The organism is Vibrio sp. 1557 (assembly GCF_033340175.1).
Taxonomy (GTDB): domain Bacteria; phylum Pseudomonadota; class Gammaproteobacteria; order Enterobacterales; family Vibrionaceae; genus Vibrio; species Vibrio alginolyticus.
The window spans coordinates 83,962-107,313 of the sequence record NZ_JAWOVZ010000010.1; the positions used below are offsets into that span (position 1 = coordinate 83,962).

The following is a 23,352-nucleotide window of genomic DNA, read 5'->3' on the forward strand; positions in this document are numbered from 1 at the left end:
TCAGGAGAGTTGTATGGAAAGAACATTGCCCGATGCTGCCTATTTGGCACTTGATGCTTTAAAGCGCCAAGCACAGGCAGTAACCGCTAACAACATGCAGGGAGACAAAGAGGCTTTGCATCAGGCTCAGTCTGACATGTCTCTTGTTAATAACTGGACAACAGTCATTACTCGTAAGCTTTTAAGCAACAGTGATGGCCGGACAATCGACACCATTGATGAACAATGGTTGGAGCAACAATTCAATGGGTAAGCAGATGATTAAAAAGCAATTAGTAGTACTTGTAGGGTTAGCTATTTTGGCTGGGTGTTCCTCAACCAAAGATATCCCACCAACAAACGCAGAATTGCACCAACGCTACGGCATTCCTCAGCAGCCGACAGATCAATGGATTCAAGAGAACCTTCCTATCTACGAAGCGAAGGCTGACAAACTGCTTGCGTCTGATGATGATGTCGATGCCTATTACTTCCTTTTGAATATTGCTGAAAATCGTGGCAGTGCTGATATCGAAGCACATAAGAAGCAAGATCGTGTAGATCGTGGTCTCAATGTTTCTTATGAAGATTTAGGACTGGGTGGAGCAGCATTTCGCAAACCCGATTACATCCATGTATTAGGTCCAACAAGTAGTCTCGGCGCGAATAATGAAAGCGCATTGATAAAACAGCAGAAGGATAAAAATGGTTCCAACATGGAAGATGCCATTTCCGCATACAAAAAACTTTCTTCTGGTGTGAAAGGCAAAGGGTACTCCTTATACGAACTATCACGCTGGGAGCGTTTCTGTGATAGCGGTAATGGCATGGATGAACGCGATTGGCAGTTCATCGAGAAAGAAAAAGGCGAAACAGGCAGTATCCCAAGCGATCTGGTTGGTCAGTGCAATCCGCCACAACACACTTACCAAGATTATCTCACCGCTTGGACGCAATTTTGCACATCACAAAAAATGACGAATGAACAGCGCAAGATCGTTCGCAGTTCTACTCGCCCATTTACAGTGGTAAACCCATGCAAAGCCATAAAGTAACCACCAGCTCATCACATACTCAGTTGACGGAAGAAGAGCTTCTCGTTCTTCAAGCTAAAGCTGAGCTCTTTGATGAGCTGAACATCATGCTGGTTGAGGCCGGACAAAGTGGCACTCCGGAAGAAGCAGCAGTCGTTATCTCTGCCAACCTAGCTTTTATTGCTGGCACAGAGAAATCCCCCTTAATAGCCGATGCCTCCGAAAACTGGAAACAGCTGACCAACCTTTCTACGCAGCAAAACGGTATTCAAGACATCGCGCTCAAACCAAAGGAGTGCGCTTAAATGGATCTGTACATTTGTGAGAAGCCATCCCAAGCAAAAGACCTCGCAGCTGTGATGGGAGTAACTCAGCACGGCGACGGTTTTATTCATGATGGAAGTGGCCGGGCAATAACCTGGGCTCTTGGTCATCTATTAGAACTCTATATGCCCGATGACTATGACGAGAAATATAAAGCATGGTCCCTTGAAACACTGCCTATTTCTCCTGAATCATGGCGTAGCAAGGTGAGGCGTAGCTCTTCCAAGCAATATAAAGTGATCGAGCAGCTGGTGAAAAAAGCCAGCACAGTTTATATCTCGACTGACTATGACAGAGAAGGCGAAGCGATCGCTCGTTCCCTACTCGATAGATTCCGATACCAAGGCCCCGTAAAACGAGTTTGTTTAACTGCTCTTGATGAAAGCAGTATCAGAAAAGCACTTCGAAACATCAAAGATGGCAAGGAGACGATACCCCTTTATTACGCATCCCTATCTCGCCAGCGAGCTGACTGGGTAGTGGGTATGAACATGTCTCGCTGTTATACAGTACTTGCAAGAGAGGTTGGCTTCGGGCAAACGCTCCATATAGGACGAGTAATCACCCCCACGGTCGCCCTTGTGTGCCAGCGAGACAGTGAAATAGCCAACTTCAAACCATCACCGTTCTGGACGATGGACGTCGGTGTATCTGTTCAAAACGGTCAATTCCTTGCTCACTGGGTGCCGCCAGAAGAGTGCTCTGACGATCAAGGGCGATGTACAAACAAAGCCTATGCAGAGCAAGTAGCCGCTCAAGTAAAAGGAGCGCAAGCACTTATAAGTAAGGCTGAAACAAAAGCTGGCAAGGAATCAGCCCCTCTTCCATTTGATTTGACTAGTTTACAGCAATACGCGGCCAAACGTTGGGGGTACAGTGCGCAAGAAACACTTGATGCAGCACAAGCTTTGTACGAAAAGCACAAAGCAACCACCTACCCCCGTACAGATTGCAGATACCTGCCAGAATCACAGAAAGAGGATATCCCCGATATTCTTCAAGCTCTGATTCTTTCGGATCAGCGTGTTTCAGGGCTGGTGGCTGGAGCAGACCAATCGAGATCATCAAGAGCGTTCAATGACAAAAAAATCACCGCTCACCATGCCATCATTCCAACTCCGGCCAAAACCAACATAAGTGCCATGAGCGAAAAAGAGTTCAATCTGTACGATGCAATTCGTCGTTTCTACATCGCCCAGTTCTACAGTCCTTTTGAATTCAACAAAACTACAATTGATGTTCAATGCGGCAATCATTCGTTCACGGCCAACGGCAAAACACATTTACGTCAAGGTTGGAAAGTACTATTCAACAATGATGCAGAATCATCCCCTCAAGATGAAGGCGATGATCTTGATGGACCAAAAGAGCAAGAGAAATTACCGAAAGTTAGCCAGGGTGAACCAGCCTTGATCAATGATTCGGTAATCACTGACAAAATGACTCGGCCATCACCTCATTTCACCGAAGCCACACTACTAAGCGCGATGGAAAACATTGCTCGCTTTGTCACAGAAGAAAAGTTTAAGCAAGTCCTAAAAGACACCGCTGGCCTCGGCACCCCAGCTACCCGTGCAGGCATTATTCAGGGTGCGGTCGATAAAGGGTACTTGCAGAGAAAGAAAAAGCTCCTTATCGCCACGGATAAAGCTCACGCACTTATTGCTGTCGTACCAGCAGCGATCAAAAGCCCAGGCATGACGGCGGCTTGGGAACAGGAACTGGAGAAGATAGCGACAGGGAACGGAAACATGTCCGTCTTTATGCAGCAAATCTCAGGTTGGATTGTTCAAATGATCCAACAACTCAAGCAGAATGCTCCAACCCTAACTCAACCAGAAGGCATCTTAGCTAAGGCTTTCAAAAATGCGGAAGGTCCTACTCATGATTGTTTCAATTGTGGTGGTAAGTTGAAGCGACTAAAAGGGAAAAATGGCTTTTTTTGGGGGTGTCAGAACGAGACATGTAAAAAGACTTTTCCTGACAATCGTGGGAAACCAGAAAAGCGTATTGCTGCTGAGGATTGTCCTGATTGTCCTGACTGTGGCAAGCCAATGCGCCTACGTAAAGGCAAGGCTCCAGGTAAAAAGCGAGCTAGCTCTTTTTGGGGTTGTACTGGGTATCCTGATTGTAAATCGACGATGCCATACTCTCGGAAGAAAAAATCTCTGGAAGAGTTATTTGACTAACGTCTCGGGGCTTAGGCCCCGGTATATAACTGATAATCAAATAGGCTCACTGACACTAGAACATCCATTAAACAGAGTGATATTTAGCATTTTAAATTTTTAAGGGTCCATTATGTATCATAACCGAGAACACGCCAAAGCTGCTTTCAAACACCACACCCTGTATCTTAATCTAGGCTGGATGGATAATGATAGGCAAAGAGTGATTAATAGCCTTTATTTATATAGCTTAGCTAAATTCAAACAGGAAAAGTGTAGAGAAATAACCACTCCAACGACAGATTTCATGAATAGCGTAGATAGATACAAAAAACCAAGAATCGACAACAATTTCCCTGTGAACGCACTATCAAATAAGAGTTCTTTAGGGGTCGCTGTAGCACTGCCATTGTACAAACAATGTAAAGTAAAACGAGTAGAAAAGTTATTTTTAGGAATATTAAATAAATCTACAAGGTGTTACCTAGATCTATATGAATTCGAAATTAAGAAGCTCCTAAAGACTGAATGTAAAAAATTACACTCATTAGGCTATGATAATTTTGAAGTTCGAAGCCTAATATATAACACGCATTTTTTACCCAAAAGAGTAGTGAATTCAATTGTTAGACATAGTGGAAAAACTAAATACAGCGTTAACGTCCCTAAGTTTATACTATATAGGGATTTTATAGACTCCCCCTCCATTAGTTATGTCTTAGAAAATAATGCTGTAAGTGATTTCTTCTATCATAGTTCCGTTTTCAGTAGAGGAATGCCGACTAAAAAAAATAAAACAACACTTTCTAATCAGCTCGATATATCTCGCCTTCAAGGGGCTTTGTTGCGTAATTAAATTTAGAGATAGAGCAACCCCGTTTCGCGTATTTCTTAGTCAATACGACAAGTTTCAGGCATACCTAACCTAGTAAGCTTGTTCAACGCTTTTATCATCGCGTAAGATTCACCCACCTGGGCATTGTAATTCCTTAAGCTCAGTTTCCCTCCTAGCAACTGTTTAACTCGATACATCGCTGTTTCTGAGAGTGAACGTTTGTGGTATCCATACCGCTCTTTCCAATACTTATTTGAGCCGTATAACTTCTGGCAACCCACGGCGAGATTTCGAGGATGACCACGCTCCCAGAAGGCTGCCCCTTCTCGTGGGGGAACAAGCGCAATGGCTCCCTTAATCTTAATAGCAGTGTGACACGCTCTTGTGTCATAAGCGCCATCACCAGACACCTCAAGGATACTTCGGCGTGTTTGTTTCAGTAAGTTCGGGAGTACTTCGCCATCTGTAACCGTTGATAAACTTAGTTCGGCGGCAATGATCTCATGAGTGTTTGTGTCGACGGCAATATGAAGCTTTCGCCAGACTCTCCGCTTGCCATCCGTCCCGTGTTTTTTGACTTTCCATTCACCTTCGCCATAAACCTTAAGGCCAGTTGCATCAATGGCTAGGTGTTGTATCGCTCCTCTCGTTTTAGTCTTAAATGAGACCTCTACTTGTTTGGCTCTACGACTGATGCAGGTGTAATGCGGACAACTTAGCGGTACATGGGTTAACCTAAATATCGAGTCGATAAATCCTTGCAGCGCTCTCAGCGGCATAGAAAAAACTCGTTTCACCATGAGTGCTGTCGTAATAGCTAAATCACTGAACCGACGTGGCCTCCCGCGCTTATTCTGTTTGCTTTGCGCCCAACCGCTTATCGCCTCTTCATCAATCCAAAAGGTCAGAGAGCCACGGTTAATGAGTGATTGATTGTATTGCTTCCAGTTGGTTGTTTTATAACGAGGTTTAGGCATAGGGCTACGAGAGGAAGTGAATGTAGCTAATCAGATCGTAGGTTCTGGATTTAGTTCCGCTGAATTACGCAACAAAGCCTACCAAAATACCTAAAAACTCAATCAAGATACCTGTTTCTGGAGGTTACTCCTATTCACCTGACTTTGCTTATGTAGTTAAAACTGACTCGGGTGATTACCTAAACTTCATCATTGAGACGAAAAATGTTGATGGAAAAGATAATCTTCGCAAAGAAGAAGAACGAAAAATTGAACACGCTAAAGAGCTGTTCAACCAAATTAGTAAAGATATAAAAGTTGAGTTTAAAACCCAATATGCTGGTGATAAGATCATTGAACTAGTAAAACAATCTTTTGCTGTTTAGATTTTGTAATTTCAAGGGGGGCTAAACAGCCTCCCTAGTTTTTATATATATTAGACATTAGAAAAAATATTTTTTTTAACAACAAGCTTTTCAAAGTACTTATTTTCAAATCCCTGCAAAATCCAACATACTAACCCCACTAGGTATTATTATTGGTCATTCTGTTCTAAGTTGTCAGCGATTTCACGAAGCACCTTAGCCCAGCCTTTTTGAGATTCATTTTTGAAAGGCACGTTTTCAAAACATTGTTTGAGCGAAAAAACTGCTGGTGGGATCTCTGGTGATAAGCACACATTAACTGTACCTGCATGCAACCAAATCATCAATCAACAACAATTGACGGTTTAATAGGCCACGTTAGCCCTTTTGGATCTACTTCCTGGTGCATGATTTTTCCTCTTAGTTGTTTAACTGTTCTGGCACAGCTTCAACAGCAATACTTAATAACGTTCTCTTTAGCTCCCAGAGAGATTGTACGGGCCATGATGCCCAATCTAATGGGTTGCATTCAATTTCTTCACTAAACGTAATTAGACCCGTTCTGGCTCTATTTGGAATGCTGACCTGCGTCGATTTGTACTTTTCAGCAGTCATTCTAGCTGTTTGCCCGTAATAGTAGTAATCAAGTGCAATTTGGGCATTAGCGTTATTCTCAAGGAACTGTTCTAACCTTTCCTGCTGTTCTAACATAACCATTGCACACCCAATAAACAGTTCCTTGTTATCTAACACATCCTGTCTATTGAACTTTGGCTGTCTCGCAGAGGACTCATGCACCTTCCTAGAAACCTTCTTTGCCATTTTTGGTTTAACTTTAGGCTTCTTTTTCTTAGTTGGCCGCAATTGATATCTTGTCATTCCCAGCGAATTTAAACAGTCTTTGCATACTGGCTGAGCTCCGTTCTTCGCAGCGGTGATGTTCCTATAATGAGCTCCGTTACCAGATACAACTTTTCCACAAAGTGATATCTGACGAGATGACTCAATCCGTTTAGACCTTAAAATGCACACCATAATGACTACCTAGACTTTTTCACCGTGCTTGCGCATAAAGCAATATGCAGTTTCTAAATCAGCCTCAGAATGGGTAATTCCTTTATTCATCTGAATGTAAAAACGACATGCCTCAATATCAGAATCAAACTGGTAGATGTTCACGATCAAATTCAACCTTGGGAAAATACCTCCAGATTTTAAGTCTTCCCAATACAGTTCATCAAATACAGTGAATTCACCAGAATGAAACGCCGCAATAGCGGTAAGCCTCTGTAACCCATCTAAGATAAGGGAATCATCCAGCTCTCCCCCCCTGCCTTTCACATCATAAAGCTGTACTTTCGTTTCACATCCACACAAGAGGTTTTCAACGAAACATTGCTGCATGTTTTTCGTCCACTTCTGATTGGAACGCTGAAACTCAGGGGTTAACTTTTCAAGTATCTCATAAGGAGATAAAGCTATCTCCTCTGTTAGCTCTTGCACCAAGCTATTGTAGGCAAGCAAACCACCAACGGGTTTGAATAAGTCTTTAAAGCTAACGTTTACGGAATAATTCGGAGAACGATAAAACGCACTTTGTGTCACTATTTCCTTCAACCGTTCAAGACCTGATTTCATCGTGCGGTCTCCTTCTTTAGTTCTGAAAGTTTGATTTGATAAGCATCATAGAAAAAACACGCCCAGAGATAATTCGCATAGATACGCTTCGCAAAGTTTTTCCCTGGCCTGTCCTTTACGATCTCTTTTGGAAGTGATATTGCGAGACTGTTGTACTCAACCATATCGGAAAGACGACGCTTTACTTCATCGAGGAAAGGTCCAAGCTCAGTAGAGAATGATTTTCTGGAAAGGTCCCACATATATGTCTTAGAAAAATCAAAGTTTTTCAGGTTACGTTTCTGCCACTCAATCACTAATTCATGAAGTTCGGCTTCATATTCCCTTTCACCGGATACCGCTTCGTCTAAATGGTTGGGGCACTGGATTGCTCCAAACCAGACCCCATCTTTTTTGCGCATGGTTTTATTCGGAACATGGCCGCAATGACGGCATCTTGCCATAAACACTTGATCAGGTTTGGGGGTTTGCAAAGAACTCATGTTAACTAAGGGGTAGAATTTCTTTGAGGATACATAGAGCTGATCCCGGAGTTGTTCAAATCGCTCAATTGAATCATGAGAAATATGGCTGTACTTATCTTTCAATTTATCAACGGGTGTAATTCCGATACCACTTTTCGACAGTTGACGACGAACAAAGCCTTCTTCTAGGTTATGCTCAATTTTTGCCACCAGCACCAATAGTTGAAGTTTACGCAACGTCGCGTTGTTGCTTCGGGGCATAAAGCACTGCCATTGCCCCATCTGGACAGCAGTTCCAAACTGATCGTCGTAGACGTCACAGACATCAACGTCATGCCACAGATTTAATCGTTCTTCGCACTTACCCATCGAGTTCAGTGCCTTCCGTCCCATTTGTAATAGAAGCGCTTGGTAGATAGAGTCAATTGCAGAATTCAGCATCTTTTCACTTATTTCGAACACAGGAAATTCTAGTTCTATATTCTCATCCGATTGCAACATACGCTGCTTTTGCATGTAGCCCATAAACATAAATGAAGCTGTCGCTAAAAGACTTGCAGCCTGAATGATCCCATTATGACTGGCTAGATTAACGATTGTTTTGGATGGGTTTAAAGGAAGTCCATCCCAGTACGCTGGTATGGCAAAATCGAGGAACGATGATTTAAGCTTTGTCTCAATAGAAAATGGAGCACAAATCGCACCCTTTACATTACGGTTTGGCTTAATCTTGCGTAACTTCTCACGCATAGCTTTGTAGCTACATTTTACTTCTGGCATTAGTTTTAATGCAGCATGGTTATCAACATGTAGGATATCGTATACCGGGTCCAATAGTTCATGGAGAACTTCGGAAGACTGGTATGGCTCCAATTGATCAGATACATTAACAGCGAAATGGTGGCTAAGGTCGATATCCTTCTCACCACTGTCACTATAAGCCTCTACCTGGACATGATCAGAGATTGTATTAGGAACAGGCATCACTCCTTCATATTCGGCCACACACTCGTTCCAAAGCTTCGCATCAAACTTAATGCCATCACTTAGGATTGATATTTTTTGTTCTTTCTCTTTCTGGGCCGAGATGAACAGAATCTCATTGCGCTTTTGGTTATACAGCTTAGCTATTGCATTGTGCTCTCTACACCATTTGCTGTATTCGCGCTTCAAAAAGGAATGCGCTTCGGCTAGGTTTTTGAACTTTGACCAATATGCCTCTATGTGTGTGGGCTTCCGATCTGTCTTTGTTCGGATGGTGCAACGTGAACGTTTCTGCTTATCCTGATCAATAATCTTGATAGCATTGGGCTCAAAATAACCAACATTCCAATTAGCGGGTAAGACCCCCTGTTTATACATATCCAGGCGAAAGGATAACGCTGAATTAAGCGCGTTATCACTAGATACTCCGGCATTGAAAGACTTTGTTTTTTTACCAATACGTACTTGATATCCAGTAGGCAACTGGAAAACATTTAGGAACTTTTTCATAAAATAACGCTTTATTAAGGTGCCGACGAACACTGTCAGGCACTGGTTTATCAAATTAAACTTATTGCACGGTTCGAGTGGTAGACATCCGTTCATGAAATGCTGCGAGTTGCCAGCCTTCAATCCATGCTGCTTTCGACTCGTGATCATTGTGCGGGTTTTCTGCGTATGGCGTTCCACTTTGATAAGCAAAAGCGCCTTGCTGGAGAACTCGGTGGTAGTCAGCTTCACTCATCGAACTATACACCCTTAGTTCTTTACCCCACACCTCATCACTGTTTGGGTTATATGCCATAACATTGACCTCTCAGCCAGATTACAGAATCATATATTAACCCTGTAAAAAAGTTTTGTCTATCGCTTATACAACGGTCTGTGATCGACTGGCCTCCAATTTTTTCTGGCAGATTTGACTTCGCCTCGAAGAGCCATAAGCTTTTTAAAAAGTGTCTTATCATAGTCCAGCTTCAATACTCGCCCACAACCATAGGCTATGACACCCTGTGCTTGAGGTAGCCAGAATCGCTGAATTAACCCGGTATAAAGTGTGAGCTGGTACTTTTCACGGATTGTTATTCGCCCATTGAACGCTCTGCTTTTAAATTCTCCTGCAATGTATCTAAAACGCAATGGATCAAAAAATACTGCATCAGGGGCTCCGCAGACTCCTCGGCGTTTAATAAACCAAGGCTTTTTCCAACCGCCTATATCAGCCCCCAGCACGATACAGTACCAAGGCATATGGAACTGCCTCTTTATGGACAGCCCTCTGAGAATAACCATCAATAGGCCGATTGACGCCACCAGCAAAAACACTAGTTCCCCAGTCATAACAAATCCCAGTTAATAGCAACCAATATGGCTACAACAATAATCACTAACCACGGTAAAAGACTGTTACCACTTCCTGCTTGGGCGTGAGCCTTTAATCCAGCGTTTGCAGCCTCGGAGTTGTATGCTTGTCCTCTGTGCTGGCAAAATTTAGATGGATCAGCGGCATAGGCGCTTAAATGACTTACGGATACCCAGTTTGAACGCTTTCTTCTCACCCAGCAATTCCTTGTAGTTCTTCAATTGCCTGTTCAGCTGCGTTGATGACAGATAGTGCGTTTTGGGTGTACTCATTGCTAATTTCGCCATCGAGCCCTTCACACCACAAGCCAAATTCCTCCTGGGCAACTTCATCGCTTATACCCGCAGCTCTGAACACCATTAACCAATCTTCAATATATTGATCTACGTGAGCCATACTCGGTTCCTTATTATTGTTTCTTCAATTTAATCGCTTGCATTAGTGTGGTTAGGGCAACCCAAAGCATCGTAACAATGCATACAAACCAAATGATTCCAACAAATATGAGCCATGCTGACTCACTACTTTCTGGTCCATTTGGCATCGTTATTCCTCCCAACGCGGCAGCAGCGATCATAGCTATAAGGCTTAACGCCCAGCGCTTTGAAAAATCTTTAGCGAGTGACTCCCATTCCTCATTTGGGGCTTTAAACCAACAAACCAAACCAATGACTAATGGGCCTATAAAGAAAAAATCCAGCATTACTCCCCCCCCCCTATTTTAGAAACGTACTACCGTTACATCACCGAGCAATACGTCATCAATTCTATCCGGATATAGCTCTCTGGTTTTTTCAACAATTTCAAACGCAGATGAAGTAGGAAAACTCGCTGTCAACTCCAGCTCTGTCAAACTTACCGCCACTCGCTTGCGTCTAATGCTTTGTGAAGGGATGTTTTCTTGGATCAGACTTTTACTATGAACAGCACTCTGGTAATCATCCCAATCAACCACGCTGTAAGACAAACCGCGTTCTATTGGTCTTGTCCAACCAGGTAACACTGATTCCCAAGCGAGTTCTCTTTGTCTCCATTCTGAATCAGTCACATCGTTAGGTTTATCTGTCGAGTTTTGGTAATGATAATCTTGAAATCCAACGTCGATTAAGGATTGGCGATACCCAATATCGTTTTCAACGTAGTACAAACCTAATGTATGTTGTCCCCAGGGAATTAAGCAGACATTAAAAGTGAAGTCCCAATCCGTACTACGAATACCGTCCACCAAAACTTTATGCTTTTCCTCGATAAACATAGTTCTCAGATCTGACAGAGTTTGGCAGCTTCTATCCTTTTGGAGCATGGTTACGTTTGCCGAGATATCTGCATCAAATGCAAGCTTTCTAGCTCCCAGTTTTGCGATGGCTTTTTTGGCCGTATCAACGCAACCAGAGCGCAAGGAGCATAATTTGGTTAGTGCCTGCTCTAACGTTGTATTGCGCAGAATTAACCCATTGTATATCTTAGTGCTCACTTCGAGTTCCCTCACTTCGATCCGGATTTCTCACATTAACCAGTTCAGCTAAGGCAACTCCCGAGGATGCACACCCCCACATAAACATAAGGTCGATAAAGGCAGGATTATCCCCCAGATGAAAAAGGCCACCGGACAAAACCATGAAAAGCCCTATTCCAGAGATCGTTACGATTCGTTCTAACGGGCGAGAATCTTGATTGAGAGGCTGGTGGATGAGAAACCATCGAAGAGCAAAACCAATACTCATACCACCAACAATGAACCCAGGCCATTTCAATTTTGCACTGACTAATGCCAACGAACCCAAGAACGCTATCAAAAAATACAGTCTACGTCGATTCACTGGCCTTCCCCATCACTGCTTGTTTTTTCCCACAAGTGGGCCTTATCAATAACGCTCAAAACAGCACAAATTAATGCGAATCCATTTGCGATAATTAAGAGCTTTTCTGGTAAGTAAAAATTGGTAATCAACTGAATAAAGTTCAGGGCAGCCATAGCTATAAACACGTAAATAAAAAAGCGCTTTACTTTGGAATGCAATTTATAGCCATCTAATGCCACCATTTCGTTTTGTTCCGTCACGACATTTCTCCTGTAGTAAGTGAAAGCTTCTTATCATCGCTAAAGAACATCCATTCTCCGTTAAATCGTTCGGCCAACTCTTTCGCAGTGATATCTCCAGGCATGAACATACAACCAGAAACAGAACCGCTATTCTTTGACAAGTATCGGTTTAAAGCAGACATACCTGCCGAAAGTAATGTGTCGTAGTGGCTATCGTCGTACTGTGAGATCTCCAGAGCTAACTTAACAACGGACTCATTGTGACTAGAATTCAACAAGGCTACGGTTTTTTTCTTGTTTCCCAACAAGTCGCGTACTTTCTCAACTGTTGGTTCATAACCTAAAACCAATTCAATAGATTCAACTATCCGAGCTGTAAACTCTAAGAACGCGGGATCAGACTCTTTTGAAAGTTGTTTTGTAATAACTCTCAGTGCATTGCTCATAGCCAACTCCTGTAATTTTTAGTGTTTTATCAGTATTTCATTTGGTTGGACTTCTAAAGAACCAAGATCGCACTCAAACTGTAATGAGATTCCCTGATCGTGTGCGATGGCTATCATGTACCTAGCCATACAAGAGTGCCTCTTGTGTCCCAAGCTCTACCGTTGCCGCAGCCATCTGCTCACAGAATGCCCGGTTCTTTTGCTCATTCATTATCGGAGCCTCGCTACTTTTTTAGATACAAGGGCAATCATGCCCCTACCTACGCTATATACCAATGGGAGTAATTGCCCTTTTCTGTACAAACTAGCGGGTATTTTCAGGATTGATCAAAGCCAATCGCGCAGACAGACTTGAACTCATTTTTTGAATAGTGTTGTTCAATGTAACAATCAGATTTGAACTCGTAACGTTTATTAGCGACTTGCTAACCCCATAAAATTCTGGATATTTTTCAGGGTTTAGGTTTTCTAAATGAGCAACCAGTCGCATTGCTTCACCTTTGCTCATACAGCTCAGGTTTATCACATGGGCTTTTGCTATAACGTGTAGCAACTTATCTTCAAAGTCCCGGTAAAATTTGCTTTCTTGCTTCAATTCTGAATCCATTATCAGTACATCTCCTATTACTCATTGACCTTGATTGCGAACACGCTAACGGGAGCATCACCAAAATGAGGGTGAGTAATAACCATCTCCTCAAAACCTTTCCACGGTCGAACTAAAATCTTCTCGGTATCCCCAGATTTTGGATAGCCAAGCTTGATATGCACCTCATCATACTCGCGACCCTCCAGACGTTTCCGCCAGTAATCCGTTTGAAGACGATATTCATACTTCTTTTCCCCGGTTTGCATTTGTCTGAAATACAGAGCTTTCACAGGGAGATGAAGAACTTTCATTTGAGACCTCCAAAAAACTAAAGGAGCTACCTCCTCAATATTACAGCATCACTTTATAATGCTTATAAAATTTTAAAAGTCTACAGGCATAAAAAAGCCCCGGCGCAATGCCAGGGCTAATTTGAGGTTGGATATTACAATCAGAGCTTTCCGTGCCGCAAGATGAACTTCTCACGGTCCAAAATACCCCAGTCCGTTATCATATAGTAGCCTGTAGCTCCTCGCTCTCCCCTCGATTCACGGATGAATATAATTTTCATATCAAACTCATCACGAAGCATCGCCAGTTGGCGTTTAATAGTGGACTCAGGAATCTTGGTCTCTGAATGGAGATCGTGCAAGCTGGGCTTATCTAACTTAGACAGCGCATTTACCAGTTCAAACTTGCGACTCATATCCTGAGATAACTTCATTCCATACTTACCTTACTCAACGCTTACGAGCTCGATGTCAGTCACCGCTACTTTTATTGGCTTTACTTCCTTTTTCTCACCAACAAGAGTCTTAACCCAAACCACATTTGGTTCAGTAGCAATACGATCTGTCATCAGTACACCACGCTTATTTTCACTCTCACCGATAATATTCACGGTGATGACTAACTTACGTGGGTCAGCCCCTTTCCAGTCTTTACCTTTTGCAAGAGGAGGTTCAATGCCTTCTTCTTCGGCATCATCGGTTGCATCATCACTTTCATCAACCTGCTTATCACCCGGCGCGTTTGTATCGCCTTGAGATGAAGCATCATCAGAAGTAAATTCCTCTCCCGTAGCTTGATGAACAACATTATCGCCCGTTGTATCATCAGAACTTTCCACATCACTTTGTGTAAAGTTGCCACCCTTCTCTTCACCCAATTCTGAGTCAGAATTCGAATTATTATCCTGCTCAGAGTTATTGGTTACTGCACCATCTTCATTTGAAGTTGGTTCATCACCATTCTTGATACGTTTTGCATCATTCAACAACTCACGACTTTGCTTACGTGTCATGCCATCACTCATAGCAACGGCACAGACAGCCCGGCATCGCTCTTCATTCAGTTCGAATAGCAAACGTAAGTTATTGAGTGTTTCCGTATCAGCTGTAATGTCATTATCGTATAATTCTCGAACGCAGTCAGGCATTTTTAATAATGAAAGGTGCGTTGAAACAAAAATTGTGTTCTTACCGATACGTTTTGCAACGTCTTTTTGCTGCCACCCATTATCAATGAATACTTGTAAAGCATTAGCAATTTCAAGTGCAGCCAAATCATCGCGCTGAATATTCTCTATCAATTCTCCCGCTGTTTCGTCCAAGTCCGTTTGTTCTTTTTCGTTAACAACGATGTCAATTGTTGGAATATCTTTGGCTTTACATGCTCTCCAGCGACGTTCGCCTTTTTGAATGACATATTTGCCGTCTTCATTTTTCGGGTAGACCACAATCGCGGATTGCTGGCCTTCTTCCAAAATTGAATCACCCAGTTCCTCGATATTACGGAACCGTTTACGAACCTGTTCTTTTGAAATAACTTCATCAACAGGAACCGTCAGAATTACCTTACCATCTGGCTGCTTTTTTTGGGCGGCTTGAGCTAACTGGTTGAGGTTTTTTAGGTTATTTAGTTTCATCTTAACCTACCTTCTCTACAATCTCGTCCAGCACCGCTCGCACTTCTTTTGCTGCTACATGACCATAGCGAAGAGACCATACTGGAACTCCATCTGTAGTTGCAGAATCAAGCGGTGGACGGTGTTGAATAATGTTACTAAAGATCAACTCTGGGATAGCTTTTTTCAGCTCAGTAAACGATTTGTTGTGGTTCACTGAACGATCCATATCATTGATGACAATGCCCAGGATTTCTAAGTTTTGATTGTGCTGTTGCTGAACACCGATAATGGTCGTCAGCAAGCCCTCTACACCATCAACCGCAAAGCCAGATAGTTTTACAGGACATACAACATGCGTCGCAATCATCAGTGCAGCAACCAGCTTACGGCCAAGACTCGGTGGGCAATCAATCAACACGTAATCATAGTCTTTGATTAGTTCTTTTAAGTGTCGAGCTGGGTTCATTGCTTGTTCCAATGGCACTGCCTCCATCTCAAACAAATCCGGATCGTTTTTGGGCGTGTAAATCAAATCAACACCACATGGACACTCCGTTACTTGAATGCTTGAGCAGTTATCAAGGAACAATTCAGCTACTTTAGTACCGCTATATACTGGCTCGTAGCTGCCATCTTCCAACTCCACACGAGGAGCCAAACGTGAAGATGTATTACCCTGACCATCGAAATCCAGTACCAGGACTTTTTTCTTTTTTTCTGCCAAATCGAAGGCTTGCTGGATACAGATAGTACTTTTACCCACGCCTCCCTTCTGATTGGCATAGGCGATAGCTTTTGCCATGTTTACCTCGCTCTCCGATTGCAAATGAGATTCCTAGTGACGAAACATCGCCACTTTCACATGTGAAAGATTCTAACACTCACTTTATGATACTGCAATGTCATATCGTGGTACTAACATAACAATTACAGATAAAAAAACGGCCTCAAAGGGCCGCGAGAAAAATCATCAATGTTTAGGTGAACTGTATCGACAGAACAATGTGCATCCTGTCTCAATCCAATATTACCTTGCGCTTGTTTTTTTCGGTTAGCAAGTCTTCTTTAGTTTCTTGGTTCTGGATTGGATTATTGTCAGCCAAATCCTCAATAGCTACTGGGCTCTCTGAAATTACTGGGCGTCTAGACCTGACGTAATACTCCCTTGCTAGTTCAATATCAGCGACAGGATGCAAAAGTTAAAGTTTGATCATTTTTAAGGTGCATTGTTACCAGAAGCACTGTGGAAATGACAAAGTTTGTTCAATCTCTAGCAAACTTTTGGACAAGAATGAGCTAGAAGTATTGATCTAGCTCTGGTGATTTGAATTAGAAAATGTATTAATGTTGTGTATAGTTTATCAGCAGGTATTCGTAAGCATCTAGTCAGGAAAAACAACAATACCCAACGCTTCGAGAAGCTGTTCTTGTTGCCAGCTGGCAATTTTGATACCTGATGTATCGACTTTTCGAGGATCTAAACCGTCGAGTTCGGCGTGACATAAATTAGCACCCTGTAGGCTAAACTGTCCCCAGACATCTTCAGAAAAAACACCTCGACTTAAGTCTGACTCTTTCAGTGATGCGCCCGCGAGGTGAGTCCCTATCCAGCGATTTTCAAACAGCTCACATTTTTCTAAACAGACCCGCTCCATATTGGCATAAGACAGGTTACATCCAGTAATAAAGGCTGAGCAAAAGTACATACGATTACTCACTTGATTGGCAAAGTTTGCTCGGGAAAAGTTGGCCCCTTTTAAATCACACTCACGTAACTCAATACCGTAGCAATTGGCGTTACTAAAGTTTGCCATCGCAAGCTGGCATTGTTGGAAACTTGCATCGCGAAGGTCTGCGACATCAAAATGGCAACCTTCGATATCACCCTGTTCAATGAACTTGCAGTTAATAAATGTCGCATCACGCAAGTTAGCACGTCGAAAATCGCATCGGATAAAGGTGCAAGCAGTGAAAGTAATATCACTTAGATCTTGATGTGAAAAACTGTGGTGTCGATATGTGTGACGGTAGGTTTCCATGTTGACTCCTATGATGAACTGGACGCAACACTACCATCAAAGCCACATCACATCAACAAAATAAAAACACTAAAAATCAAGATCTTAAAAACCCTCATTTTGCCTATTTTAAGGGGGTAAAATAGCGCCCTGAGCCTCTATGTTAACGTTCAAAGTACGCGGCACCATTGAAAAAAGTTATCCGCTTAAAAAGCCACAGAGAAAAGGAACCCAATAGATTACTGATGTCCGCCATTAGGTAAAGTAACCTTAAACGGAAGCCTGCAATTTGAAGTAGATACAAGGTCTAAGAAGGAATGGGGCAAAACCAATTTGCAAAATATGCAATTTGCTAACTCGAAAAGGGGCATTTTTGAGTTGGAAAATGCCACGGGTAAAAATTCATCCGGTGAAGGTTTTGGACAGAAACGTGTCAGTGACTTTGCTAAATTAGAATTTAACGGATTACCTGAGGTACGGCAAAACCTCGATCTTAGTGCCCATTTTTGTTCATCCACTAAAAATAACAGAGGGAATGTGTTACGCATTCCCTTTCCAATCAATAATTAGCTCTCAGAAAGTCTATACTTTCAAAATCTTTGTACGCAAAATCCCCACTATACCCGACGTCAGAAACTCTTCTTTCACCCTTAATCCGAGTTATTATTCTTAAGCCACTAGATTTCAGTGCAGCAGTTAAGAATTCTTTATCCAAGTAGAATCTTTTCCGAGAGTTAGAGTATCCGTCTAGATCTTCAACTATATACTTTGAGATTTGTTGTCCGTCTTTGAAGTAACAAAGCCGCTCACAGTCAAACTTAAGCGCATGCTCTTTAACAAAACTAGCAGCTAGCATCGGCATAGAAAAACTACCACTTGAATGTTCCGAACTATATTCGATGATAAAATCTTTAAGCGAATGCTCCTTATATTTAGGAACAGTCATTGTATGTGTTCCAGATGTTCTTACAAAAGCACTTCCATCAAAGAACACGTTTGATTCAACTTCTATTTCTTCTTCACCATCTTCTTCCTTGATAACTTGGGGTTCAAGGCTTTTACTCCACGAGCTATAAAGCTCTCCCAAATAAACATCAGATAATTTGGCGATTTCGGGGAACTCCAATTTGCTAGATTCCTCGCTATCAAAATCAAAGTCTTTCAACGACTCATCGAAAACTAAAAAGGAGTTTACAGAAGCATAGAAATGACGATTTAATTCCTCAGATTCCTCGACTATAAATGCATCAACCAAAATCAAATTTTCATTTTCAGAACTTGCACAATCGCTGAGATGAACCAGATTCGGATCTTCCGAATAGTTAATCCATTCTTCTGTAGTTAACCCTTCATCGCCTAAGTACATTTTTTCACTAAGAGGGTAGATTTTTAACCTTTTACTAGGAAAGAAAGGGTCAATTCCTTCTATAAACCTTCCCCCCCAGAACTCCAACTGTTCCGAATCGAGTAGTTTTCCTGCCATTTGGTAGTACGCTATCCAAGAGTACTTTTTGCCATAGCGCTCTACTTTTTTTGTTTCGTGTCTCCGGTGATAACCGCTCGAAGAAATTTGATTGTCTAAGTTGCCAAATTTGTCCTCGCTCCACCCCAAATCATATACTTTCCATAGTATCTGATTACGAATTTTCGCATAAGCCTCATGTTCATAGTCGTAATTGCTACGATCTTTAACCAAACGACCAATAGTATAGTTCTCAAAATCCATTTTAAGAGGAGATAAATGCCCGCTCATACCATCAGTTATTTCTTCATTCCATTCACTTCTGGGCATTTGTTCAAAAGGTTCAGTAGCTGCTTTAACTTCTGATTCACTAATATTAATTTGAGATTCCAAACTCGCACGCTTCACTAGACATGAGGCATATTCTCTAACCAATATGTTGGTTGTAGCGTACTTCGAATCATGGCTGAAAAAAACAGCTACTATGTGTTTGCTGAACGCCTCTATCTCACCTAAGTTTTCAGATTTATCCAAAGAAATACTGACTATTGAGTAACATGCTGCAATTATCCGCTCTAATATATATTCATCATCAGCCACTAGAATAGGTTTGACTATTTCTAGGAAACTCTTAGTGTTATGCACTCCATAGTAGACTAAAGCCTCAGTTGAAACATCTCTTAGCTCAGTTACGACTGAGTTAAGGAACCAAATTGTTGTAATTAGCCTTAGTTTTTCTATTTCTGGATCTGAAAACTCTCTATTTTTCCAACATTCAGCCCTAAATCGAATGCCTTTTATCAATTCATCATGGTTTCTTCGAAAGTACTCTCCCCATGAAAGATCTCTGTCCACCATAGACATGTCTAACAATATATCACTTAGAAACTTTGCGTTTAGAGGGTGAGATATTGCGAATCGTACGTCTCCTAAAGATTCAATATATTTTTGTTTCAACCCTTCATTAAGTATTAAGTTTTTCAATTCGCATACTGTTTCATCACAAATGAAATTAGGTTCAATCAAATGCGACAAACTTAAAACTTCGTTTTTGTATGTTGAAGGAACTATTTGCCAAATGTGTGGCAGATTATACTGCGGTGCAATAGCGACAAGTGCATGTAGGATGTCCTCTGACAGCTCATGCTGTAAAGTCACATCTTCGAAAATTTTCGCTAAAAAACCTTGTGAACTAAATAGCGATACGTCTCGATTTAGACAATAGTGCTCCATTAAATAGAAAGCTATAATGTATCCACCTAGTCGATCATACGCTGGGCTTAAGCGATATTCTCCACGACGAACCAGATCTCTGAATATCAAACCTTCTTGAGATAGCAAGTTGACAATATTACTGTCCCAATCTGTCGACTGTGGATTATACTTCCGCAAAAAGTCTGTTTCTAAAACACCTCTACCGTTTGCTTCCCACAGAGCTTCGCCTAAGTAGTAGACTGCGTTTTCTACCTCAGTAATTGTGTATCTGATAGACAGGTTAGTCATTTCAGAGATAGTTTGTCCGATATGTGTGACTTGCTCTTTAAACAATGAGTATATGGATGACGGAAAACTTTGAACCACCACACAAGTCTTCCTTGGGCGATTCATAACTTCACAAAAGATTTTCAAGTTTAAAGGATGACTGAAGAAACTTTGCGGAGCCGCTATTGGATTAGCACTAATCTTATAATATCTAAAGTATGCACCTATAGCTTGGACAGTTACTTCGTCACTAAACCCTTTTAACAGTAACTCAAAGCAATCATTGGGGAGCGCTTGCTGTGCAAACCCTTCTCTTGATGAACTATTAGCTCTGACAGCACCGACATGTTTCCGAGACTGATAACCATCTCGCAATGTACAGACGAGAACTACATTTGGATATCGAGGTAATACAGTCTCTATGCTTGCCAATAAGTTCTTCCATTCTCTTGGGTCTTCAGCCTCATTTAATCCATCAATAACTATTGGAACTCGACAACGATTTCTTTCTCCCGCCGAATCTATAGCTGAAAGCAACAATTCAAACGATCTAACTTCGTTAGAGGCAAAGGACATATTTTGAACCAGAGAATCAAGCGTTCCCCCCTTACGAAGTTTTTTTCCATGAAGAAGTATTCCAGCTAGCCTGTCATCATTTTGGCTTGTAACTTCAGCAGCTAATTGTGTTTTACCTCTGCCAGCTTTACCAATAACAGCTACTAGTTGATGAGAAAACAGTTCTACAGCTTCTGACAACAGCTTTTTGATATCTTTGATAACTGCATTCGCATTGGTCAAATAAAGAGAAAGCGGTAGGTTCTGCCTTCTTGTTAACCTTAGTAACTGACTTATGTTTTTTGTCTGCTCTGAAGATTGAGCAAAGTTCGCAATTCTACCTATTTCTCTGCCTGACACTGTAGACTCAAAGACCTTACAGCTAAATATAACCTGTTTACAAAAGGCTATAAATTCTTCTAGACCAGACGAAAGATCTACATAATCCTTATGCCTCGATAACTCAGAAATAGTTGACAAATAACCGTCTAGTTTAACTTTCGCAGCATATATATCAGACCATGCGCTAGGTTCACCGAGCACTCTTCTTATATCTCTCTCTACGCCCGTAGATTGATGAACTTCATGAATCCAACGATTTCTAATCGGAGCCACTGAATTCGTATGCTGTTCATTTAACATATCTGGTGTTAAAGCCAGCTCTCCAAAATAACTAGCCCTTAACTCTGTTGCTGGGCCTGAGAGATAAGACTCTAAGTCGTTTTCATTCCAAAGATGTAATGTAAAGCCATATTTTGTTTGTAAATCATAGAACCAAGTTTGGTCAGCCTTCGCTAAGGTTTTGTGTGTCCAAAGAATCCATACATTTAAATCTGGTAAGTATTTTTTCGTTGTATCCAGCGAGTGTTTAATCTGGCTCTTTGCCCCGGTAGTTAAGCCACCGTCACTCTTATATTGGAACCATTTGCATTGCCATCCAACCTTTAACCCTTTTGTTCCCAATCTTGGGTCATCACAATCAAGCTCAAGATGGAACTCCACTCCTGGTTGATTTTTTAACTCTTTTATTGGCCCATGATTTCGAAATTGTCGAATGACTATTCCTCTACATAAGCTTTCAAAACTAAATGCATGCGCGTTAGGATGCTCTCCAGCTACATGTTCAAACTTAGCCCAATCAAGCACTAGTTAATCCTCTTTTTTAACTAAATCAGGATAATCGTGTGCTGAAAAGCATTCGACCTTCGCTCCTTCATGAATCAGTAAAGATATGAATACATTCAGGTCGTCATCTGAAGATATGGTTATCTTTGAACCTTTTCTTTCGAGGCGTTGGTCATACATAAATTGCGCTAATTGTTGGGGAGAAAAACAAAACAGATTTTGCTTGCGAAGGAACTCAAGCACTTCATCACCATATCTATCTGCATCCACGTCAAAATTCGATTCATCACTGCATAGAAAAGAACTAATCGTTGATACTAATTGCTCAAAATTTTCAGCCTTTTCTACATCCTTGAACTCACCAACGATTACTAGATTTAAAGAGTGCTCCGCACCGTAGCCCTGCCAAATTTTCATTCTAATTCAACCCTTATAGTATTTGTTAACTGACGATAAGCATTAGTTAGAGAACCACCACCTATAGGAACTCCATTCTTGTCGAACGAACTCAGTTTTAAAACACCTGACGCATCTATATGCGCAAAGCCTTGCAGGTCGCTCTCTTTCTGAAGACCGATAGCAGTGACAAATTGATTTTTGTAATCAGAGCTTATAGATACCCTCATACTTTTTGTGGTTTTTCTTCGACTGTCGACAATTTCTTTTAATTTACTTAGTGTTACATCATCGATTTTTTTACCAAACCCCACAGGTACCTCTGGTAAAATCAGAAACTCATCAGCACCTAGCTCCTTGCACAGTTCCAAGGCATTTGGTAGGTCGTCAATAGTTTTGCTGTTAACTACGTAATTTATCCCAAATGGGAGACGCCCTTTAAATAATTCTAAATTGCTTAACAGCTGCTTAAATGGTCTCTTCCTTATAGACTCATAATTACTATAAGTTCCATCCATACTTACTCTAATAAAGTTCACATGACTTTTTAGCTGAGATATTAGTTCAGGAGTTAAACTATGACCATGCGTCGTAAAGCTAATTGCTAGCTTGGTTTCTTCTTGTCCAAACTGGCAAAGTTCAACCAAGTCTTCATGCAATGTTGGCTCACCTCCACCAAAGCCGATACCAAACACACCCATACTATCCATTTCAAGCAACCAATCTTTTACTCTACTTTTATCCAGAGTTGAACGATGCTTTGGCGCATAACAATGCGCACACCTCAAGTCACAGTTATTAGTAAGTGCGATAGAAACCTGCCTAGGACTAAGAGTCCAATCGGACTCAGGTGGGATTTCATCATCTAGAAGTATGTTAAGCCCATTTTGGCGGCTAAATAAGTGGACACCATCAGGCCCCTTTCTAATTTTGAACTCGTTGTGTTGGGTAACGCCATTTTTATTCTTTATATACAAAGTTTATTCAATACCTTAAATGGTTAGATCGCAGTGCAATATCAGCACAAGATGAAACTAATAACTAAAGGGTTACTCTTAGTCACTTCAAACATGCCAACCCTACCTATAAAATTCACTCCTACAGATGGCGAGTACATTGAATTGCCACCAAATCCATAGGCACTTTGTGACATAAGAAAAAATAGGTCAAATAACCTCGCTTAGAAATGAGGTACAGAACAGCTCTAGCTTAGAAT

The 23,352-nt window shown here is 41.6% G+C and carries 26 protein-coding genes; 6 read left to right on the forward strand and 20 right to left on the reverse strand.

Translation table 11 applies throughout. The features are described from left to right. The first annotated feature begins 13 nt into the window (after nt 1-13). The 5 genes from R7070_RS13765 to R7070_RS13785 all read left to right on the forward strand — a co-directional run bounded on the left by R7070_RS13765 (nt 14) and on the right by R7070_RS13785 (nt 4,361). Nucleotides 14-253 carry a hypothetical protein gene (locus R7070_RS13765; RefSeq protein ID WP_014386703.1) on the forward strand — a complete coding sequence of 80 codons (240 nt, stop codon included), beginning with the start codon at nt 14-16 and terminating at the stop codon, nt 251-253. Nucleotides 254-257: 4 nt separating this feature from the next. Continuing rightward, nucleotides 258-1,034: a hypothetical protein gene (locus R7070_RS13770; RefSeq protein WP_128740496.1), complete on the forward strand. Its 777-nt coding sequence runs from the start codon at nt 258-260 to the stop codon at nt 1,032-1,034. Continuing rightward, entirely contained in the window at nt 1,016-1,318 is a 303-nt protein-coding gene (locus R7070_RS13775; RefSeq protein ID WP_014386701.1) for a hypothetical protein, read from the forward strand. The genes R7070_RS13770 and R7070_RS13775 overlap by 19 nt, the downstream gene beginning before the upstream one ends. Continuing rightward, nucleotides 1,319-3,526: a DNA topoisomerase 3 gene (locus R7070_RS13780; RefSeq protein ID WP_014386700.1), complete on the forward strand. Its 2,208-nt coding sequence runs from the start codon at nt 1,319-1,321 to the stop codon at nt 3,524-3,526. It begins immediately after the preceding gene. Between the two features lie 112 nt (nt 3,527-3,638). Further along, nucleotides 3,639-4,361 (forward strand): hypothetical protein, encoded by a 723-nt coding sequence (locus R7070_RS13785; RefSeq protein ID WP_014386699.1) that lies wholly within the window; start codon nt 3,639-3,641, stop codon nt 4,359-4,361. 35 nt (nt 4,362-4,396) lie between these two features. On the opposite strand, the gene R7070_RS13790 is transcribed toward R7070_RS13785, so the two are convergent. Next, on the reverse strand, nt 4,397-5,317 hold the full coding sequence (locus tag R7070_RS13790) for an IS5 family transposase (RefSeq protein WP_159408532.1): 921 nt from the start codon (nt 5,315-5,317) through the stop codon (nt 4,397-4,399). 86 nt (nt 5,318-5,403) lie between these two features. Here R7070_RS13790 and R7070_RS13795 point away from each other — a divergent pair, with 86 nt between their 5' ends. Then, on the forward strand, nt 5,404-5,682 hold the full coding sequence (locus tag R7070_RS13795) for a hypothetical protein (RefSeq protein WP_276456104.1): 279 nt from the start codon (nt 5,404-5,406) through the stop codon (nt 5,680-5,682). Between the two features lie 399 nt (nt 5,683-6,081). Here the strand turns inward: R7070_RS13795 and R7070_RS13800 are convergent, their stop codons facing one another. From R7070_RS13800 to R7070_RS13890, 19 genes are all read right to left on the reverse strand, one after another. After that, a complete protein-coding gene (locus tag R7070_RS13800; RefSeq protein ID WP_133305456.1) occupies nt 6,082-6,414 on the reverse strand; it encodes a hypothetical protein in 333 nt (110 codons plus the stop codon). A gap of 291 nt (nt 6,415-6,705) precedes the next feature. Beyond that, nucleotides 6,706-7,299, reverse strand: coding sequence for a hypothetical protein (locus tag R7070_RS13805; protein WP_276415819.1), 594 nt, complete (start codon nt 7,297-7,299; stop codon nt 6,706-6,708). After that, the gene (locus R7070_RS13810) at nt 7,296-9,257 is read right to left on the reverse strand and encodes a hypothetical protein (RefSeq protein ID WP_014386694.1); all 1,962 of its coding nucleotides are present in this window, start codon (nt 9,255-9,257) and stop codon (nt 7,296-7,298) included. Before R7070_RS13810 ends, R7070_RS13805 begins: the two co-directional genes overlap by 4 nt. 61 nt (nt 9,258-9,318) lie before the next feature. Next, nucleotides 9,319-9,552 carry a hypothetical protein gene (locus tag R7070_RS13815; protein ID WP_014386693.1) on the reverse strand — a complete coding sequence of 78 codons (234 nt, stop codon included), beginning with the start codon at nt 9,550-9,552 and terminating at the stop codon, nt 9,319-9,321. 59 nt (nt 9,553-9,611) lie between these two features. Further along, nucleotides 9,612-10,088, reverse strand: coding sequence for a hypothetical protein (locus tag R7070_RS13820; RefSeq protein WP_046224213.1), 477 nt, complete (start codon nt 10,086-10,088; stop codon nt 9,612-9,614). A 214-nt stretch (nt 10,089-10,302) separates the two neighbouring features. Continuing rightward, entirely contained in the window at nt 10,303-10,506 is a 204-nt protein-coding gene (locus tag R7070_RS13825) for a hypothetical protein (RefSeq protein WP_014386690.1), read from the reverse strand. A gap of 13 nt (nt 10,507-10,519) precedes the next feature. Continuing rightward, on the reverse strand, nt 10,520-10,813 hold the full coding sequence (locus tag R7070_RS13830; protein WP_032073016.1) for a hypothetical protein: 294 nt from the start codon (nt 10,811-10,813) through the stop codon (nt 10,520-10,522). An 18-nt stretch (nt 10,814-10,831) separates the two neighbouring features. After that, nucleotides 10,832-11,584 (reverse strand): hypothetical protein, encoded by a 753-nt coding sequence (locus R7070_RS13835; RefSeq protein WP_046224215.1) that lies wholly within the window; start codon nt 11,582-11,584, stop codon nt 10,832-10,834. Nucleotides 11,585-11,926: 342 nt separating this feature from the next. Then, a complete protein-coding gene (locus tag R7070_RS13840; protein ID WP_014386686.1) occupies nt 11,927-12,172 on the reverse strand; it encodes a hypothetical protein in 246 nt (81 codons plus the stop codon). Beyond that, complete coding sequence (locus R7070_RS13845; RefSeq protein ID WP_046224216.1) at nt 12,169-12,600, reverse strand: hypothetical protein; 432 nt, start codon at nt 12,598-12,600, stop codon at nt 12,169-12,171. Before R7070_RS13845 ends, R7070_RS13840 begins: the two co-directional genes overlap by 4 nt. Before the next feature lie 304 nt (nt 12,601-12,904). Further along, nucleotides 12,905-13,207 carry a hypothetical protein gene (locus R7070_RS13850; protein ID WP_014386683.1) on the reverse strand — a complete coding sequence of 101 codons (303 nt, stop codon included), beginning with the start codon at nt 13,205-13,207 and terminating at the stop codon, nt 12,905-12,907. Between the two features lie 17 nt (nt 13,208-13,224). Further along, a complete protein-coding gene (locus tag R7070_RS13855; protein ID WP_014386682.1) occupies nt 13,225-13,500 on the reverse strand; it encodes a hypothetical protein in 276 nt (91 codons plus the stop codon). 140 nt (nt 13,501-13,640) lie between these two features. Beyond that, on the reverse strand, nt 13,641-13,913 hold the full coding sequence (locus R7070_RS13860; RefSeq protein ID WP_014386681.1) for a helix-turn-helix domain-containing protein: 273 nt from the start codon (nt 13,911-13,913) through the stop codon (nt 13,641-13,643). Nucleotides 13,914-13,925: 12 nt separating this feature from the next. Next, nucleotides 13,926-15,116: a ParB/RepB/Spo0J family partition protein gene (locus tag R7070_RS13865; RefSeq protein WP_014386680.1), complete on the reverse strand. Its 1,191-nt coding sequence runs from the start codon at nt 15,114-15,116 to the stop codon at nt 13,926-13,928. Nucleotide 15,117: 1 nt separating this feature from the next. Then, nucleotides 15,118-15,900: a ParA family protein gene (locus R7070_RS13870; protein ID WP_041154764.1), complete on the reverse strand. Its 783-nt coding sequence runs from the start codon at nt 15,898-15,900 to the stop codon at nt 15,118-15,120. A gap of 580 nt (nt 15,901-16,480) precedes the next feature. Continuing rightward, complete coding sequence (locus R7070_RS13875; protein ID WP_012537714.1) at nt 16,481-17,137, reverse strand: quinolone resistance pentapeptide repeat protein QnrS2; 657 nt, start codon at nt 17,135-17,137, stop codon at nt 16,481-16,483. A gap of 538 nt (nt 17,138-17,675) precedes the next feature. Beyond that, complete coding sequence (locus R7070_RS13880; protein WP_101905915.1) at nt 17,676-21,761, reverse strand: hypothetical protein; 4,086 nt, start codon at nt 21,759-21,761, stop codon at nt 17,676-17,678. 3 nt (nt 21,762-21,764) lie between these two features. Beyond that, nucleotides 21,765-22,157, reverse strand: a complete 393-nt coding sequence (locus R7070_RS13885; protein WP_101905914.1) for a DUF6375 family protein — start codon at nt 22,155-22,157, stop codon at nt 21,765-21,767. After that, nucleotides 22,154-23,113, reverse strand: coding sequence for a radical SAM protein (locus R7070_RS13890; RefSeq protein ID WP_101905913.1), 960 nt, complete (start codon nt 23,111-23,113; stop codon nt 22,154-22,156). The genes R7070_RS13885 and R7070_RS13890 overlap by 4 nt, the downstream gene beginning before the upstream one ends. Nucleotides 23,114-23,352 lie beyond the last annotated feature (239 nt).